Annotated in this window: 12 protein-coding genes; 5 read left to right on the top strand and 7 right to left on the bottom strand. The window is 61.6% G+C overall.

The window, feature by feature from the left end:
* Positions 1-15: 15 nt before the first annotated feature.
* The gene (gene rplU, locus AUP74_RS07030; protein WP_069946955.1) at positions 16-327 is read right to left on the bottom strand and encodes a 50S ribosomal protein L21; all 312 of its coding nucleotides are present in this window, start codon (positions 325-327) and stop codon (positions 16-18) included.
* A 238-nt stretch (positions 328-565) separates the two neighbouring features.
* Between rplU and AUP74_RS07025 the strand changes: the two genes are divergently transcribed.
* Entirely contained in the window at positions 566-1,528 is a 963-nt protein-coding gene (locus AUP74_RS07025) for a polyprenyl synthetase family protein (protein WP_069946954.1), read from the top strand.
* 478 nt (positions 1,529-2,006) lie between these two features.
* Here AUP74_RS07025 and AUP74_RS07020 read toward each other — a convergent pair whose 3' ends face one another.
* Both AUP74_RS07020 and galU read right to left on the bottom strand, forming a co-directional pair.
* Complete coding sequence (locus tag AUP74_RS07020; protein WP_069946953.1) at positions 2,007-3,356, bottom strand: phosphohexomutase domain-containing protein; 1,350 nt, start codon at positions 3,354-3,356, stop codon at positions 2,007-2,009.
* Positions 3,357-3,369: 13 nt separating this feature from the next.
* Positions 3,370-4,218 carry a UTP--glucose-1-phosphate uridylyltransferase GalU gene (gene galU, locus AUP74_RS07015; RefSeq protein ID WP_069946952.1) on the bottom strand — a complete coding sequence of 283 codons (849 nt, stop codon included), beginning with the start codon at positions 4,216-4,218 and terminating at the stop codon, positions 3,370-3,372.
* A gap of 258 nt (positions 4,219-4,476) precedes the next feature.
* Between galU and fabA the strand changes: the two genes are divergently transcribed.
* Together fabA and fabB are read left to right on the top strand one after the other, a co-directional pair.
* On the top strand, positions 4,477-5,001 hold the full coding sequence (fabA, locus tag AUP74_RS07010; RefSeq protein ID WP_069948749.1) for a 3-hydroxyacyl-[acyl-carrier-protein] dehydratase FabA: 525 nt from the start codon (positions 4,477-4,479) through the stop codon (positions 4,999-5,001).
* A 77-nt stretch (positions 5,002-5,078) separates the two neighbouring features.
* Complete coding sequence (gene fabB / locus AUP74_RS07005) at positions 5,079-6,302, top strand: beta-ketoacyl-ACP synthase I (protein ID WP_069946951.1); 1,224 nt, start codon at positions 5,079-5,081, stop codon at positions 6,300-6,302.
* An 87-nt stretch (positions 6,303-6,389) separates the two neighbouring features.
* Here the strand turns inward: fabB and AUP74_RS07000 are convergent, their stop codons facing one another.
* The 3 genes from AUP74_RS07000 to AUP74_RS06990 all read right to left on the bottom strand — a co-directional run bounded on the left by AUP74_RS07000 (position 6,390) and on the right by AUP74_RS06990 (position 9,099).
* The gene (locus AUP74_RS07000; RefSeq protein WP_145924337.1) at positions 6,390-7,226 is read right to left on the bottom strand and encodes a sugar nucleotide-binding protein; all 837 of its coding nucleotides are present in this window, start codon (positions 7,224-7,226) and stop codon (positions 6,390-6,392) included.
* Positions 7,227-7,241: 15 nt separating this feature from the next.
* Positions 7,242-7,826, bottom strand: coding sequence for a single-stranded DNA-binding protein (ssb, locus tag AUP74_RS06995; protein WP_069946950.1), 585 nt, complete (start codon positions 7,824-7,826; stop codon positions 7,242-7,244).
* Between the two features lie 106 nt (positions 7,827-7,932).
* On the bottom strand, positions 7,933-9,099 hold the full coding sequence (locus tag AUP74_RS06990; RefSeq protein ID WP_069946949.1) for an MFS transporter: 1,167 nt from the start codon (positions 9,097-9,099) through the stop codon (positions 7,933-7,935).
* Positions 9,100-9,351: 252 nt separating this feature from the next.
* Here AUP74_RS06990 and uvrA point away from each other — a divergent pair, with 252 nt between their 5' ends.
* Complete coding sequence (gene uvrA / locus AUP74_RS06985; RefSeq protein WP_069946948.1) at positions 9,352-12,177, top strand: excinuclease ABC subunit UvrA; 2,826 nt, start codon at positions 9,352-9,354, stop codon at positions 12,175-12,177.
* Between the two features lie 79 nt (positions 12,178-12,256).
* A complete protein-coding gene (locus tag AUP74_RS06980) occupies positions 12,257-13,486 on the top strand; it encodes an Nramp family divalent metal transporter (protein WP_193427354.1) in 1,230 nt (409 codons plus the stop codon).
* 13 nt (positions 13,487-13,499) lie between these two features.
* On the opposite strand, the gene AUP74_RS06975 is transcribed toward AUP74_RS06980, so the two are convergent.
* Positions 13,500-15,677, bottom strand: a complete 2,178-nt coding sequence (locus AUP74_RS06975; RefSeq protein ID WP_069946947.1) for an acylase — start codon at positions 15,675-15,677, stop codon at positions 13,500-13,502.
* Between the last annotated feature and the right edge of the window lie 3 nt (positions 15,678-15,680).

Genomic DNA, 15,680 nt, shown 5'->3' with positions numbered 1-15,680 from the left:
TCGTTACTCCTCTGCTTATGCCTTGATGCCAGTGATTTTAACTTCGGTGTACCACTGACGGTGGCCCTGACGCTTCATGGAGTGCTTGCGACGGCGGAACTTGATGATTCTCACCTTTTCGCCGCGGCCGTGGCTGACCACTTCGGCAGTCACTTTAGCGCCGTCTACAACGGGGGCACCGATGTTGATCTTGTCGCCGTCGACGACCATCAGTACCTTGTCAAAATCGATGGAATCGCCGGTTGCAACTTCCAGCTTCTCCAGGCGAAGTACTTCGCCCTCTTCTACGCGGTGCTGCTTGCCACCGCTTTCAATTACAGCGTACATATCTCTATGCTCCGAATGGACGACACGAAGCAGCGGGCGGACTCCAAAACCAGGTAGTCACTGCTCCGCATTTCGGGAGCTTGCGCCGTGTGTTAAAACAGCTTGTCCGCGACAGGCCGGGAGGGCCGGTCAAACGGGGCGCAGATTCTAATCAATTCCCGTGATTGATACAATAGCGCCCGCGCCGCGGTGGCGGCGACTCTGACAGCCCTAATAAAGCAGTATAAGGAACCCTCGCATGTTGCCTTTCCACCGGGTCGCCGCGGACGATTTCGCCGCGGTCAATCAGCGCATTCTCGACCAATTGCACTCGGATGTCCCCCTGGTGGAGAACATCGGCCATTACCTGGTCGAGGCCGGGGGCAAGCGACTGCGCCCACTACTGGTGCTGCTCTGCGCCCGGGCCGCGGGCTATCAGGGCCAGAGCCATATCGACCTGGCCACCATCATCGAATTTATCCACACTGCGACTCTGCTCCACGACGACGTGGTGGACACCTCCGAACGCCGCCGCGGCCGCCTGACCGCTAACGCCCAATGGGGCAACGCGCCCGCGGTACTGGTGGGCGACTTCCTGTATTCCCGGGCCTTCCAGATGATGGTTGCACTGGAGAACATGGACATCATGGCGGTGCTTTCCGACACCACCAACACCATCGCCGAGGGTGAGGTGCAGCAACTGGTGAACGCGGGAGACCCGCAGGTCGGCGAGGACAACTACCTCACCGTCATCCACAAGAAGACCGGTGCCCTGTTCGAGGCCGCCTGTGAGACCGCCGCAGTGCTGGCGGGATGCACCCCTGACGCACGTGACGCGCTCAAGCTCTACGGCCGCAAACTGGGACTGGCCTTCCAGCTGGTGGACGATGCCCTGGACTACCGCGGCAACCCGGAAGAACTCGGCAAGAATGTCGGCGACGACCTGGCCGAGGGCAAGCCGACCCTGCCACTGATCTACACCATGGCCAACGGCACGCCCGAACAGGCCGCGCTGGTGCGGGAAGCCATCGAGCAGCGCAGTGCCGAGCGGCTGACCGAGATCGTGACGGCGATCGAGGCCTGCGGGGCCCTGGATTACACCATGGAGCGGGCGCGCGCGGCCGTGGGTGAAGCCAAGGATCAGCTGGCGTTTCTGGCAGAAAGTGAACAGAAGACTGCCCTGCAGCAGCTGGCGAGCTTTGCGGTTGAGAGGTCGGTGTAATTCCTCCCCCCTGCGCCTGTCGCCACCTCAAAAGGGGCACCGCCGCTGACAAACACCTGCCGGACACGCCGTAAAAACATCCGCGTAAGGTCCGTCAGGCACTTGCCAGCACCAGTGCCTTCCTCCGCATCAAATGCCGTTTTTGGCAAGTAAGAGCGGCCCCTCCAGCCCCTCACCACAATGCCCCCCTCCGCTGCCCACCATTCCTATGCAAAAAAAGCGGACTGAGGGCTACGGCATGTGACCGGGCACACCCATCCTGCCTTCGAAAGAACTACCTCCCTCGAAAAGTGTGGATTGAAGGGCCAGACGAGGCCGCCGGGCATCACGCGAAGGCTCGCTAGCCGGTAAGGCCCCTGTCGGCTTGTCCCGAAAGGGCCTAACCAGCTAAAGAGCCCCCACTACACTCCATGCTAGGCACTAAACGAAAAAGGGCGAACACAATGTTCGCCCTTGGTCGCATCACTGCAGTGCCGGATCAGCCGCGAATCAATTTCAGCAGCTCTTCCGTCTTTTCCTGCATCAGCGCCGCGTCGCCGCGGGATTCGACGTTCAGGCGCACCACCGGCTCGGTATTGGACATGCGCAGATTGAAGCGCCAATCGGCAAACGCCACGCTGAGTCCATCCACATGCTCAACGCTTTCCGCGCTCGGGGCATACTTCTCTTCCGCAGCCTTCAGCAGCGCTGCCGGATCTTCCACCTTGGAGTTGATCTCACCGGAACAGGGGAAAGCACCCATGCGCTCGCCCACCAGCTCGGACAGGTGCTTGCCGCTGCGGCTGACCAGCTCGGCTACCAGCAGCCACGGAATCATGCCGCTGTCGCAGTAGGCGAAGTCGCGGAAATAGTGGTGTGCACTCATTTCGCCACCGTAGATGGCGTCTTCCTTGCGCATGCGCTCCTTGATGAAGGCATGTCCGGTCTTGCTCTGCACCGGCTCACCGCCCGCCGACTTGACGATATCCACCGTGTTCCAGGTCAGGCGCGGGTCGTGGACGATCTTGGCACCCTGCTGCTTGAGCAGGAATGCCTCGGCCAGCAGGCCGACGACATAGTAGCCTTCGATGAACTCACCGTTTTCATCAAAGAAGAAGCAGCGGTCAAAATCGCCATCCCAGGCGATGCCGAAGTCAGCGCCACTTTCCTTTACCGCCTGGGCAGTGGAAGCACGATTCTCCGGCAGCAGCGGGTTGGGGATACCGTTGGGGAAATTGCCGTCCGGCTCGTGATGCACGCGGACGAACTCGAACGGCAGGTGCGGCGCCAGGGCATCCACTACGGAGCCGGCGCCGCCATTACCGGCATTGACCACCAGCTTCAGGGGCTTGAGCTGCTCGCGATCCACATAACCCAGCAGATGTTGAACGAAGTCGGCACGGTGCTCAAAGCGCTTGAGTTCGCCACGGCTTTCCACCGGCGCGAAGTCGTTTTCCTCCGCCAGCCGCTGGATATCCTTCAGGCCGGTATCGCCACTGATCGGGCGGCTGCCGGCGCGCACGAACTTCATGCCGTTGTAATCCATGGGGTTGTGACTGGCGGTCACACAGATACCACCATCGAAATCGCCATGAAATGTGGAGAAGTAGACCTCCTCGGTGCCGCATTCGCCGATATGGTAAACGTCGGCGCCGGCATCGCGCAGGCCGTTGGCCAGCGCATCGGTCAGCTCGGAGCTGGTCAGGCGGATATCGTGCCCCACCACCACCCGGCGGGCATCAAGAAACTGGGCAAAGGCGCGGCCCACCCGGTAAGCCACATCGGTATTCAGCTCGTCGGGGACGCGGCCGCGCAGGTCGTAGGCCTTGAAACAGGTCAGTGCACTCATTTACTTCTTTCCTTTACTTATTCTCGAGCTCTGCCTGTTCCGGCAGGTACACGTTCTCGTAGACATAATTGGTGGCCTCGATGAAGCCATCCACGGAGCCGCAATCGAAGCGGCGGCCCTTGAAGTTGTAGGCCAGCACACAGCCGCGCTGGGCCTGCGCCAGCAGGGCATCGGTGATCTGCACCTCGCCGTTCTTGCCCGGCGGGGTCTCGCGGATCAGGTCGAAGATGTCCGGGGTGAGGATGTAGCGGCCGATGATGGCCATATTGCTCGGCGCCTCTTCCGCCGGCGGCTTCTCCACCATGTCGGTGACCTGCCACAGGCCGGGCTTGATCTCGTTGCCGGCGATGACGCCGAACTTGTGAATCTGCTCCCGGGGCACCTCTTCCACCGCCACAATGCTGCAGCGGAACTGCTTGTAGAGCTCCACCATCTGGCCCAGCACACCCAGGCCGTCGTTGAGGCAGAGGTCATCCGCCAGCACGACGGCAAATGCCTCATCGCCAACCAGGCGCTGCCCCTGCAGGATGGCATCGCCGAGGCCGCGCATTTCACCCTGGCGGGTGTAGGAGAAGCTGGCCTTGTCGATCACACGGCGCACACTGTCCAGGTACTTCTCCTTGCCTGTACCGGAAATCTGGTGCTCCAGCTCGAAATTGGTGTCGAAATGGTCCTCGATGGCGCGCTTCCCGCGACCGGTCACAAAGCCAATCTCGCTCAGGCCGGCCTCGATGGCCTCTTCGACGCCATACTGCACCAGCGGCTTATTCACTAGCGGTAGCATTTCCTTGGGCATGGCTTTGGTGGCAGGCAGGAACCGGGTGCCATAGCCGGCCACCGGAAACAGACATTTCTTCAGCATTCTTATTGCATCCCCATGATCAATAGATGGCGCTCCCCCGCGCCGGACCCGAAACTTACCACATTTTCATTACCGGGTTCAGCGGCAGGGCCCATGTCGCGGCAGGCCAAAGCCGCATGGGCATTTGCGGCAGCAAACCACTGTGAATTAGTCAGCAAACCCCATGCCAGTCACAAATAGGCCGGTGACTGTCTGGACAATAAATCCCCAACCCTTAGAATGCCCGCTCTTGCAAAAACGCCCAAAATCGAGAACAAAATGAGTAATTTCGTTCAGAAAAGTAGCTATACCCGTGAAGAACTGCTGGCCTGTTCTCGGGGTGAAATGTTCGGCCCGGGCAACGCCCAGCTGCCCGCCCCCAATATGCTGATGCTTGACCGCATCACCCACGTGTCAAAAGACGGTGGCGCTTACGGCAAGGGCGAGCTGATCGCCGAACTGGATATCCACCCGGACCTGTGGTTCTTCGAATGCCACTTCCCCGGCGACCCTGTCATGCCCGGCTGCCTGGGCCTGGACGCCATGTGGCAGCTGCTCGGCTACTTCCTGGCCTGGAAGGGCAACCCTGGCCGTGGCCGCGCCCTCGGCTGTGGAGAGGTCAAATTCACCGGACAAATTTTGCCGACTGCGAAAAAAGTCACTTACCATATCCAGATGAGCCGGCTGGTCGAGCGCAAGCTGGTGATGGGTATCGGTGACGGGTCCGTCTCTGTGGATGGACGCGAGATCTACACGGCCAAGGACCTGCGTGTCGGCCTGTTCACCCGTACGGACAACTTCTAATATCGAGTCGTCCAACGGACACTGAGCCAAGTACACAATAACAACGTCCACAGTCGACAAGCTTTACGGAGACCACTATGCGTCGGGTTGCGATCACCGGAATGGGCATCACGTCCTGCATTGGCACGAATCTGGAGGCGGTCACCGCATCCCTGCAAGCGGGCCGTAGCGGCATCCGCTTCCAGGACGAATACCGCGAGCTGGGGCTACGCAGCCAGGTTGCGGGCCCTGTCGATATCGATTTCAAGGATCATATTGACCGCAAACACCTGCGTTTTATGGGCGACTCGGCGGCCTACGCCTACATCGCCATGCAGGAGGCCATCCGCACTTCCGGACTGGAGGAGAGTGACATCTCCAACCCGCGTACAGGCCTGGTCATGGGCTCTGGTGGAACCTCCACCGCCGCCATTATCGATGCCGCCCAGACCCTCAAGGAGAAAGGCGTGCGCCGCGTCGGCGCTTTCCGTGTGCCGCAGGTGATGGGTAGCACGGTGTCTGCATGTCTGGCCACCCCGTTCAAGATCAAGGGAGTCAACTACAGCATCTCCTCTGCCTGTGCCACCAGTGCGCATTGCATCGGCAACGGCGCTGAACTGATCCAGATGGGCAAGCAGGACATCGTTTTTGCCGGCGGCGGTGAGGAACTGGCCTGGAGCCTGACCCACCTGTTCGACGCGATGGGCGCTCTGTCGAGCAAATACAACGACACGCCCGAGCGCGCCTCCCGCCCGTATGACGCAGACCGCGATGGTTTCGTGATCGCCGGCGGCGGCGGCTGCCTGGTGCTGGAAGAGATGGAACACGCCAAGGCCCGTGGGGCGACCATTTATGCCGAACTGACCGGCTACGGCGCCACCTCCGACGGCTATGACATGGTAGCTCCCAGCGGCGAGGGTGCAGTGCGCTGCATGCAGCAGGCGCTGGCAGGCATGGACGGCAAGGGACTGGAAGGCGGCGTCGATTACGTCAACACCCACGGTACTTCCACCCCGGTGGGGGACGTGGCAGAACTCCGCGCCCTGCGTGAGGTATTCGGCGATAACGTGCCACCGTTCGCCTCCACCAAATCCCTGACCGGTCACTCTCTCGGTGCCGCTGGCGTTCAGGAGGCGATCTACAGCCTGCTGATGATGCAGAATGACTTTATCGCTGCGTCCGCAAACGTGGAGAACCGCGATGCCGAGGCCGAGGGCATGGACCTGGTGACTGAAAAGCGCGACGCGAAAATCCAGCGCGCGCTGTCCAACAGCTTCGGCTTTGGTGGCACCAACGCCTGCCTGGTATTCGACAAGGTCTGATACCTGTCACAGGCTGAAGAGCAAAAAAAGGGCGGAACCGGCATCGGTTCCGCCCTTTTTTATTGGGGGGGGGTAAATCCGGCTGAATTACTGGCTGCCGCCGAGGCGTTCCAGCCACAATTCCACCTGGCGGGTCAGGCCCTGGCGCCAGCTGCGCTGCTGGATACCAAACACATCCCGCAACTTCTCGGAGGCGAGGACGGCACTGCGGTTTTCCGCTCCCGGCGCCGGCTCCAGCGCCACCCCGAAATCCTCGTCGTAAAACGACTGCGCCCGCTCGAGCACTTCGCGTCCGAATTCGAGGGCAGTACAGGCATCGGCTGCACCGTAGTGATAGACGCCAGATTCAGGCGCACCACTCGCCAGCTGCTGCACGACCGCCACGACCACACGACAGAGATCTGCCAGTGTCACCGGACTGCCGCTGCTCGAGTCATCGAGCTGCAGCGACTTGCCGGACAGGATCCCCTTCAGGATACGTCCGAGCAGCGCCTGTTCACTGCGATCAACCAGCCAGCCGAAGCGCAGGATGGTCACCCCGGGCCGGTCCCGCAGGGCCTCCTCGCACGCGAGCCACATCTCTCCCTGGTCTGTAGTGGGTGCGGGCTCGTCCTCCTCGTCGTAGCGCTTGCGGGTCCCTCCCGGAAACACCCGGTAGGAGGAGATATGCACCAATGGCCCGGTGTCTTCTGCCGCCAGCCGACGGCTGGTTTCCAGTGCCCGGTCCATCGCCTCGCTGCCACCGAGGCAGATCGCGTTCACCACCATGGCACCGGGCCGCAGCTTATCCAGCTCTCCCAGGCTCAGGAGCTGAACGCGAAAGCCGGCCCGCTGCAGTCGCTTCTGCAGCATACCGTCGGCTTTGCCACCTGAGCCGATGACCGCGACTGAATCCGGCGCATAGCCGGTGTGATGGATTTGCACTGGCGCGACAGATCCTTAGAAGGGAATATCGTCGTCGAAGCTGTTATCGAAGCCACCCGCAGGGCCCTGGTTGCCACCCTGATTAGCGGAGTGGCCACCGCCTTGGGACGGAGCCATCGGGGACGGTGCGGCGTTGCCCTGTTGTCCGTAGCCGGAGGACTGACCGCCCTGCTGGAAACCACCGCCCTGCTGCTGACCGTAGCCACCGCCTTGCTGCTGGTCGTAACCGCCCATGCCCTGGCCGTAGCCGCCCTGCTCACCACGACCGTCCAGCATCTGCATCTCGCTGGCGACAATCTCGGTGGTGTAACGGTCCTGGCCGGACTGCTTGTCCTGCCACTTGCGGGTACGCAGGCTGCCCTCGATGTAGACCTTGCTGCCCTTGCGCAAGTACTCGCCGGCAATCTCTGCGAGGCGGTTGAAGAACACCACCCGGTGCCACTCGGTACGCTCCTGCTGCTGACCGGTCTGCTTGTCCTTCCAGGTTTCGGACGTCGCCAGGTTCACATTGGTAACGGCACCGCCGCTGGGCATATAGCGGGTTTCCGGATCCGCGCCCAGATTGCCGATCAGGATGACTTTATTGATTCCCCGGGCCATTGGCCTCTCCTCTCACGTGCGTGCGGATCAATGATCCGCGGATTTGAATTCAGTTCTGACAACACCGCCGGACCTTCAAACAGGCCGGCGACGATTATTTGGATATTTATCCAGCAGCATACAACAGGCGCGCCCCCAGCCGCCACCAGAGCAGCGCCCACAGGACCACCACCGCGAGCCCCAGCAGGGCAACGGCTCCGGCGCCGCCGAGGCCATACAGGTAGCCACCAAGCACACCACCGGCAAAGGCCCCCAGGAACTGCAGGGTGGCGTAAAGCCCGGACGCGCCGCCCCGGGACTCGGCCGGCGCCGAGCGGGTCAGCTGCGCCGGCAGCAGTGCTTCCAGCAGATTGAAGGCAATGAAGAATACTGCCAACAGGCCGATCAGGAGCCAACTGTTGTCCGCCCACAGTGCCAGGCTTCCGGTGCCGAGCCCCACAAGGGCCAGCATCAGCGCCAGCGGCACCCGCCCACTGCGCTCTGCGAGGCGCATCAGCGGCAGCATCAGCACGAAGGAACCGAGCATAAGCGGGCCATAGAGCTTCCAGTGCTCTGCCCCCGGCAGGTCCAGCTGGGCCACCAGCAGCGGCGGCAGCGGCACGAACAGCGCGGTGAGCAGCAGATGGGAAAAGAAGACACCGCTGACCAACTGCCAGATCTCGCCATTGGCCAGCAGGGTGCGAAAATCGCCGCGGTAGACGCCCGGCCCCTGGGCCTTTTCCGGATTCGGCACCAGTCGCCACGCAATCAGCAGACCCAACAGGGCCAGGGCTGCGGTCAGCCAGAAAATGGCGGCAAGGCCACCGACACCCGCCAGCAACGGGCCGAGAATCACCGCCAGCATAAATGCCAGGCCAATGGCCGCGCCGATGGCCGCCATCGCCTTGCCGCGGTTCTCGTAGCGGGTCAGGTCCGCCATCAGCGCCATGGTGGCCGCAGCAATCGCACCACAGCCCTGCAGGATGCGCCCGGCAATCAGGCCATAGACGGAATCCGTCTGCGCCGCCACGAGGCTGCCCAGCGCGAAGATTGCCAGTCCCATGTAGATGACCGGCTTGCGCCCCCAGCGATCGGACAGCATGCCCAGCGGGATCTGCAGCAGCGCCTGGCTCAGGCCATAGGCCCCCAGGGCGATGCCGAGTAGGACCGGGGTACTGCCCTCGTAGTCTGCACCGTAAACGGACAGGACCGGCAGCACCATGAACAGGCCGAGCATGCGAAACACGTACAGGGAGGCGAGACCCGCTAGGGCGCGGCGCTCATTGGAATTCATGGGGCAATCCGGGTCACGACAGTTGGCTGAGGGCGCGCATTGTACCAGCGGCGCGCAAACAGGTCAGTGGCCACTCCGCGCAGGTTCAGACTTATGCGTCACGCCCGTCTGCCCCAGGGTAGACGTGTTGGAATCCGGTGATCCGCTCCCTAACGTAGGCACGGGGAATCGACATGACCAGCAGTGAGGTTTTGGTGCACTTGACTGCGGGCTTATACTTCGCTGTTTTTCCGGCCAACTGATAGGTAGAGCGTGGACACGATTTACGTACGGGGTGCGCGCACCCACAACCTGAAGAATGTCGATCTGGACATTCCCCGCGACAAACTCATCGTGATTACCGGGCTGTCCGGCTCTGGTAAGTCCTCACTCGCCTTCGACACGCTCTATGCGGAGGGACAGCGCCGCTACGTGGAGTCCCTGTCCACCTATGCCCGACAGTTCCTGTCCATGATGGAAAAGCCGGACGTGGACACCGTGGAAGGGCTTTCCCCGGCCATTTCCATCGAGCAGAAGTCCACCTCCCACAACCCCCGCTCCACCGTGGGCACCATCACTGAGATTTACGATTATCTGCGCCTGCTGTTTGCCCGTGTCGGCGAACCCCGCTGCCCGGACCACGGCGAGCCGCTGCAGGCACAGACCATCAGCCAGATGGTGGACCAGGTATTGGCCCTGCCGGAGGGCACCAAGGTCATGCTGCTGGCACCGGTGGTGCGCGATCGCAAGGGCGAGCACCTGCACGTGTTCGAGCGCCTGCGCCGGGACGGTTTCGTCCGCGCCCGAATCGACGGCGTGGTGTGCGATCTGGACGACACCCCCAGCCTCGACAAGCGCAAGAAACACACCGTCGAAGTGGTGGTGGACCGGTTCAAGGTACGCAGCGACCTGCAGCTGCGCCTGGCAGAGTCCTTCGAAACCGCCCTGACCCTGACCGATGGTATCGCTTCCATCGCCTTTATGGAGGGCGACGAGGAAGAGCGGCTGTTCTCTGCCCGCCACGCCTGCCCCGTATGCGATTACTCACTCAACGAACTGGAACCGCGGCTCTTCTCCTTCAACAACCCGGCAGGGGCCTGCCCCAGCTGTGACGGTCTGGGCGTGAAGCAGTTCTTCGACGAGGAAAAGGTGATCCTCGACCCCGAGAGCAGCATTTCCGAGGGCGCCATTCGCGGCTGGGACCGGCGCAATATCTACTACTACCACATGCTGGACTCTCTCGCCGAGCACTACGGCTTCGATCTGGATACACCGTGGAAAAAGCTGCGCAAAAAGGACAGGCAAGTGATCCTGCATGGCAGCGGCGACACCGTGATCGACTTCAGCTACGTCAACGATCGCGGTGATGTGACCGTGCGCCGCCACACCTTCGAGGGCATCATCCCCAATTTCCAGCGCCGTTACCGCGACACCGAATCCCAGTCTGTGCGCGACGAGCTGGCCAAGTACCTGAGCACCCAGAGCTGTCCGGAGTGCGGTGGCACCCGCCTGCGCCGGGAGGCCCGCAATGTCTTCGTGGACGACCGCACCCTCTCCCAGATCACCGAACTGCCGGTGGGGGATGCCTTTGACTACTTTGCCCACCAGCTGAAGTTCAGCGGTGCCCAGAAAGAGATCGCCGACAAGATTCTCAAGGAACTGCGCGACCGCTTCCGCTTCCTGGTGGACGTGGGGCTCAATTACCTGACCCTGAACCGCAGTGCGGAGACCCTCTCCGGCGGCGAGGCGCAGCGTATCCGCCTGGCCAGCCAGATCGGCGCGGGCCTCGTGGGCGTGATGTACATTCTCGACGAACCCTCCATCGGTCTGCACCAGCGGGATAACGAACGCCTGCTCGCCACCCTCACCCACCTGCGGGACCTGGGTAACACCGTGATCGTGGTGGAACACGATGAGGACGCCATTCGCAGTGCCGATTTCATCGTGGATATCGGCCCCGGAGCCGGGGTCCACGGCGGTGAAGTGGTGGCCGCGGGAACGGCAGAAAAGATCGCCGAGTGCGAGCGCTCACTTACCGGCCAGTACCTCTCTGGCAAAAAAGAAATCGCAGTGCCGGAAGAGCGCTACGTCGCCGAGCCGGACTATATGCTGCGCGTCGAGGGGGCCACCGGCAACAACCTGAAGGATGTCACACTGGAAATCCCGGTTGGCCTCTTTACCTGTGTCACCGGTGTCTCCGGATCCGGCAAATCCACCCTGATCAATACCACCCTGTACCCGCTGGCCGCGACGGCACTGAACAAGGCCACTACCCTCAAGGCTTCCCCGCACAAGAAGGTGGAGGGACTGGAACACTTCGACAAGTGTGTGGACATCGACCAGAGCCCCATCGGTCGCACCCCGCGCTCCAACCCGGCCACCTACACGGGGATTTTCACTCCCATTCGCGACCTGTTTGCCGGCACCCAGGAAGCGCGTTCCCGCGGCTACAAGCCCGGCCGCTTCAGCTTCAACGTCAAGGGCGGGCGCTGTGAGGCCTGTCAGGGCGATGGCGTCATCAAGGTGGAGATGCATTTCCTGCCGGACATCTACGTACCCTGCGACACCTGCAAGGGCAAACGCTACAACCGCGAAACCCTGGAAGTGCACTTCAAGGGCAAGAACATACACGAAGTGCTGGAGATGACAGTGGAGGAAGCGCGGGAATTCTTCGATGCGGTACCTGCCATTGCCAAGAAACTGCAAACCCTCATGGACGTGGGCCTCTCCTATATCAAGCTGGGGCAGGCCGCCACGACGCTCTCCGGTGGCGAGGCGCAGCGGGTGAAGCTCTCGCGGGAACTGTCCAAACGCGATACCGGCAAGACACTGTACATCCTGGATGAGCCTACCACCGGCCTGCACTTTGCCGATATCCAGCTGTTGCTGGATGTCCTCCATCGCCTGCGCGATCACGGCAACACGATTGTGGTGATTGAACACAACCTGGACGTCATCAAGACCGCGGACTGGATCGTGGACCTGGGCCCTGAAGGCGGCTCCGGCGGGGGCGAGATCATCGCCACGGGCACCCCCGAAGACGTGGCAGAAAACGAGGTCTCGCACACAGGTCGCTTCCTGAAACCGATGCTGTCATGACGGCAAAGGAGTGCACGGGACGCCGGCCCGCGCCTCCAGCCTCCCCGAGAGAACAACAGCCGGCACGGATATAAAAATAATGAAAATCGGCAACTTCCTGAATATCGGCCCGGCCACGATGGTGACCGCCGCCTTTATCGGCCCCGGTACGGTCATCACCGCTTCACTGGCCGGGGCCAATTTCGGTTACGCACTACTCTGGGCCCTGCTGTTTTCCGTATGTGCCAGCATGATCCTGCAGGAGATGGCCGCCCGCCTTGGTATCGTCACCCAGCGCGGGCTGGGGGAAAATATTCGCGAGAGCTTCCAGCGCCCGGTGGCCCGCTGGTTCGCCATCGCGCTGGTGATCAGCGCCATCTTTATTGGCAATGCCGCCTACCAGGGCGGCAATATTGCCGGGGCCGCCGTGGGTGTTTCGGCTTTCTCGCGGGATTTTTTCGCTGCAAGCTCGGATACAGTCAGTGTCCCCGCAATCCTGATTACCGCTATCGCTTTCCTGTTGCTATGGAGTGGGAACTACCGGTTAATCGAGCGGGCCCTGATTTTTCTCGTGGCTTTGATGAGCCTCGCGTTCCTCGCCACCTTCGCTGTCACCCGTCCGGATTTCGGCGCGCTCTTCAGTGGCCTGCTGGTTCCCGGCATCCCGAGCGGCGCCGCGCTGACCGTGATCGCGTTGATCGGCACCACGGTAGTGCCCTACAACCTGTTCCTGCACAGCGCCAGTGTGAGTGAAAAGTGGCGAGATCCACGGCAGCTTTCTGCAGCCCGCCGCGACCTGGCATTTTCCATTCCGCTGGGAGGACTGATTTCTATTGCCATTCTTGCCACGGCAGCGTCGGCTTTTTTCCAGCACCAGATCGAAGTTCAGAGAGCGGATGAGCTCGCGGGAGCACTCGCTCCGCTGTTCGGCAGTGCCGCATCAACCCTGCTCGGCATCGGCCTCTTCGCCGCCGGTATTTCCTCTGCCCTGACTGCGCCCCTGGCCGCCGCGTACGCAATGCGCGGTATCCTGGGACTGAGAGCGGGGTTGGACTCCGCCGGCTTCCGCCTCGCGTGGCTGGCGGTGCTGCTGTCAGGGGGCGTGATCGCCTCCCTCGGCGTTCGCCCGGTGGAGGTTATCTGGTTCGCACAGGTGGCCAACGGCCTGTTGCTGCCAGTCGTGACAGCTTTCCTGCTGTGGGAGATGAATACTTCGCGGCTGGGCGAGTACCGTAACAACCGCGTGCAGAATCTGCTGGGCTGCGCGGTACTGTTGGTTACCGTGTTACTGGGCGGGCGCAGCCTGCTCTCGGCTTTCGGGGTTATCTGAGCCCATACTCAACTCAGCGATCGGCACCGGGCGCAGGAGCCGTGGCACTAATGGGGCGATATTTTCGCGAGAAATTCTCCTCGAGTTCCGCTCTGGCAAAAGGCACCTCGCGCAGTTTTTCAGCGGCAAACAGCGCTGCCTGATCGGCATAGTGGGGAGACTGCGGGTCCAGCGTCGCGGAGCCAAAGTTGTGGATTGCCCGAGAGCGCACACGCCCAGTCCGGTCCCATTCCACCAGCATGATATAACTGTCCCCCGCACGGTTTTCGAACGAGCCCTCCTCATTCATTGGCCCGCCGTACACGGCCCGTAATGTGTCAGGGCCGCCGTTCAAGGCCCAGCTTTGCGCTCCACGCACGTGTCGATTGATCTTGCCAAACGGCACCTCCACCCCGTCGTGAAAACGGTGCAGCACATCGACCGCTTCGGTAAAGGCTTTATCTATCTCGCCATTGGGCACAGGTTTTCCCCGCGCTTCCTGAACCGGTGCCAGTGTCAGAATTGCCAGGGCCGCCTGCAGGTTTTCGCTATCTGTGGAAAGGTTCCACCGCGCCAGGCTCTGTAATGCAGCACCATACTTGCCCTGTTGAAGCCTCTGCGGTTTTTCCGCGGCTAACCACTGCCGCAGGGCCCTGACCTGATAACTGTCCGGGTGGTAGTGATGATCGTACTTGAGACGCTCGAAATCCTGTGCCGATATTGTTGCCCGGCTGCCGTAAAGCGCTTCAATCTGCAGCGCGCGGTTGGTTATCTGGGTTTCAATGCCCATGGAGACCGGAAAATCCTCGACCCACGGATCATCGTCACCGTCTGTTGACTGGAACGGCGGATTATTGGCGTTGTATACGAGCCCCGATGCTGGGTTACGTGTTTTCGGCACCCAGTTGAAACCCCGATAGTCACCCCAGATGAGTTCCGACCGGTCACCGGGCAAATCACCCCGCCAGTCCGGGCCATCGATCCGTTTCGGGAACATGGCATTGTAGTAATGGCCAATATTGCCCTCGCGGTCTGCGTAGACGTAATTAATACTCGGCATCGCCTGCATTTTCAGGGCGGCCTCGAATTCAGCGCGGTTGCCGGCTTTGTTCAACGCCAGCATAAAGTCGAGCGTTCTGGCTTCCCCCATGCCCGCCCAACGCAGCGCGTAAGTGCCGTGCTCCGTTTCAAAAACCGGGCCATGTTCAGCGAGGAGAATTTCCCTGGTGACCGTCCAGTGTAATGGACCGAGGAGCTTCACCCGGATACGCGCCTTGCGCTTTTCGAACTCCCGCCACTGGCCGTCGAGGAGATACTGGTTTGGGTTCCGCGGATTGACTTTGAGCCGGTAAATATCCACCAGGTCAGGTTTATTGACCGTGTTGGCCCAGCCGAGAGATTCATTGTGACCGTGCAGGATGACCGGTGATGCGGGGAAGGTGGAGCCGGCCATGTTCCAGCCCTGCTGTGAATGTACCCGGGCCTCATACCAGGCAACCGGACCTGTGAGAGGCTGGTGGGAATTGATCAGCAGCCGGGTAGTATCGTCAGCGCTGCGATGCGGGGCCACGGCGATACCCTGACTGCCGATCGGCAGGCTCTCTCTTGTTGCCCACGACAGCGCCTCAGTACCCGACCTGGCAATTTCCCTCGGCCGCTCTGGATCCAGGAGTTCCCCCAGGATCTTGTCGAAGCCGTAGAACATTGGCGTTTTGAAGGCGAAGCCCGCGACCAGGTCTTTACCGGTGACTGGCAACAGATAGCGGGAAACACCCTCTGGATTCTGTGCCGCATACAGGTTGATCCCCGCGGCGTACCCCTCGGCCACCGCCCGCGCGTTTGCAGACAATTTGGGGTAGTCCCGTTCGACTGCCTCCCAGACCCCCATCCATTGCACCAGGTAATCGGTTTTTGCCGCCGACGGGCCCCGCTCCGCCGCCAGCCGGCCCCTGGTCGCAAGAATCACATCCTGGATTGTGGCGAAGTCATCCTCTGCATGGGCGTAGGCGAGGCCGAAAGCCGTATCCGCATCGGTCACGCCATAGATATGTGGCACTCCCCAACGATCGCGCAGTATTTCCACATCGTAAGCCTGCGCCTGCTCGATGTAGCTTCCCGCGGCCACCTGTTTTGATACCGGCGGCGGCATGCCGACAAGGGCAGCGGAAACGATGATCGTCAACAACAGAGAGAATGTGAGAACTGCCCGCATAGA

The sequence above is a fragment of the Microbulbifer aggregans genome (genome assembly GCF_001750105.1).
In the GTDB taxonomy this organism is placed as follows: Bacteria; Pseudomonadota; Gammaproteobacteria; order Pseudomonadales; family Cellvibrionaceae; genus Microbulbifer; species Microbulbifer aggregans.
Note: the sequence above shows the minus strand (reverse complement) of the source record. Positions and strands in the feature narration are given on the sequence as shown.

Coding starts and splice junctions, on each gene's coding strand:
- rplU (WP_069946955.1), bottom strand. CDS start 327: ATGTACGCTGTAATTGAAAGCGGTGGCAAGCAGCACCGCGTAGAAGAG.
- AUP74_RS07025 (WP_069946954.1), top strand. CDS start 566: ATGTTGCCTTTCCACCGGGTCGCCGCGGACGATTTCGCCGCGGTCAAT.
- AUP74_RS07020 (WP_069946953.1), bottom strand. CDS start 3,356: ATGAGTGCACTGACCTGTTTCAAGGCCTACGACCTGCGCGGCCGCGTC.
- galU (WP_069946952.1), bottom strand. CDS start 4,218: ATGCTGAAGAAATGTCTGTTTCCGGTGGCCGGCTATGGCACCCGGTTC.
- fabA (WP_069948749.1), top strand. CDS start 4,477: ATGAGTAATTTCGTTCAGAAAAGTAGCTATACCCGTGAAGAACTGCTG.
- fabB (WP_069946951.1), top strand. CDS start 5,079: ATGCGTCGGGTTGCGATCACCGGAATGGGCATCACGTCCTGCATTGGC.
- ssb (WP_069946950.1), bottom strand. CDS start 7,826: ATGGCCCGGGGAATCAATAAAGTCATCCTGATCGGCAATCTGGGCGCG.
- AUP74_RS06990 (WP_069946949.1), bottom strand. CDS start 9,099: ATGAATTCCAATGAGCGCCGCGCCCTAGCGGGTCTCGCCTCCCTGTAC.
- AUP74_RS06980 (WP_193427354.1), top strand. CDS start 12,257: ATGAAAATCGGCAACTTCCTGAATATCGGCCCGGCCACGATGGTGACC.
- AUP74_RS06975 (WP_069946947.1), bottom strand. CDS start 15,677: ATGCGGGCAGTTCTCACATTCTCTCTGTTGTTGACGATCATCGTTTCC.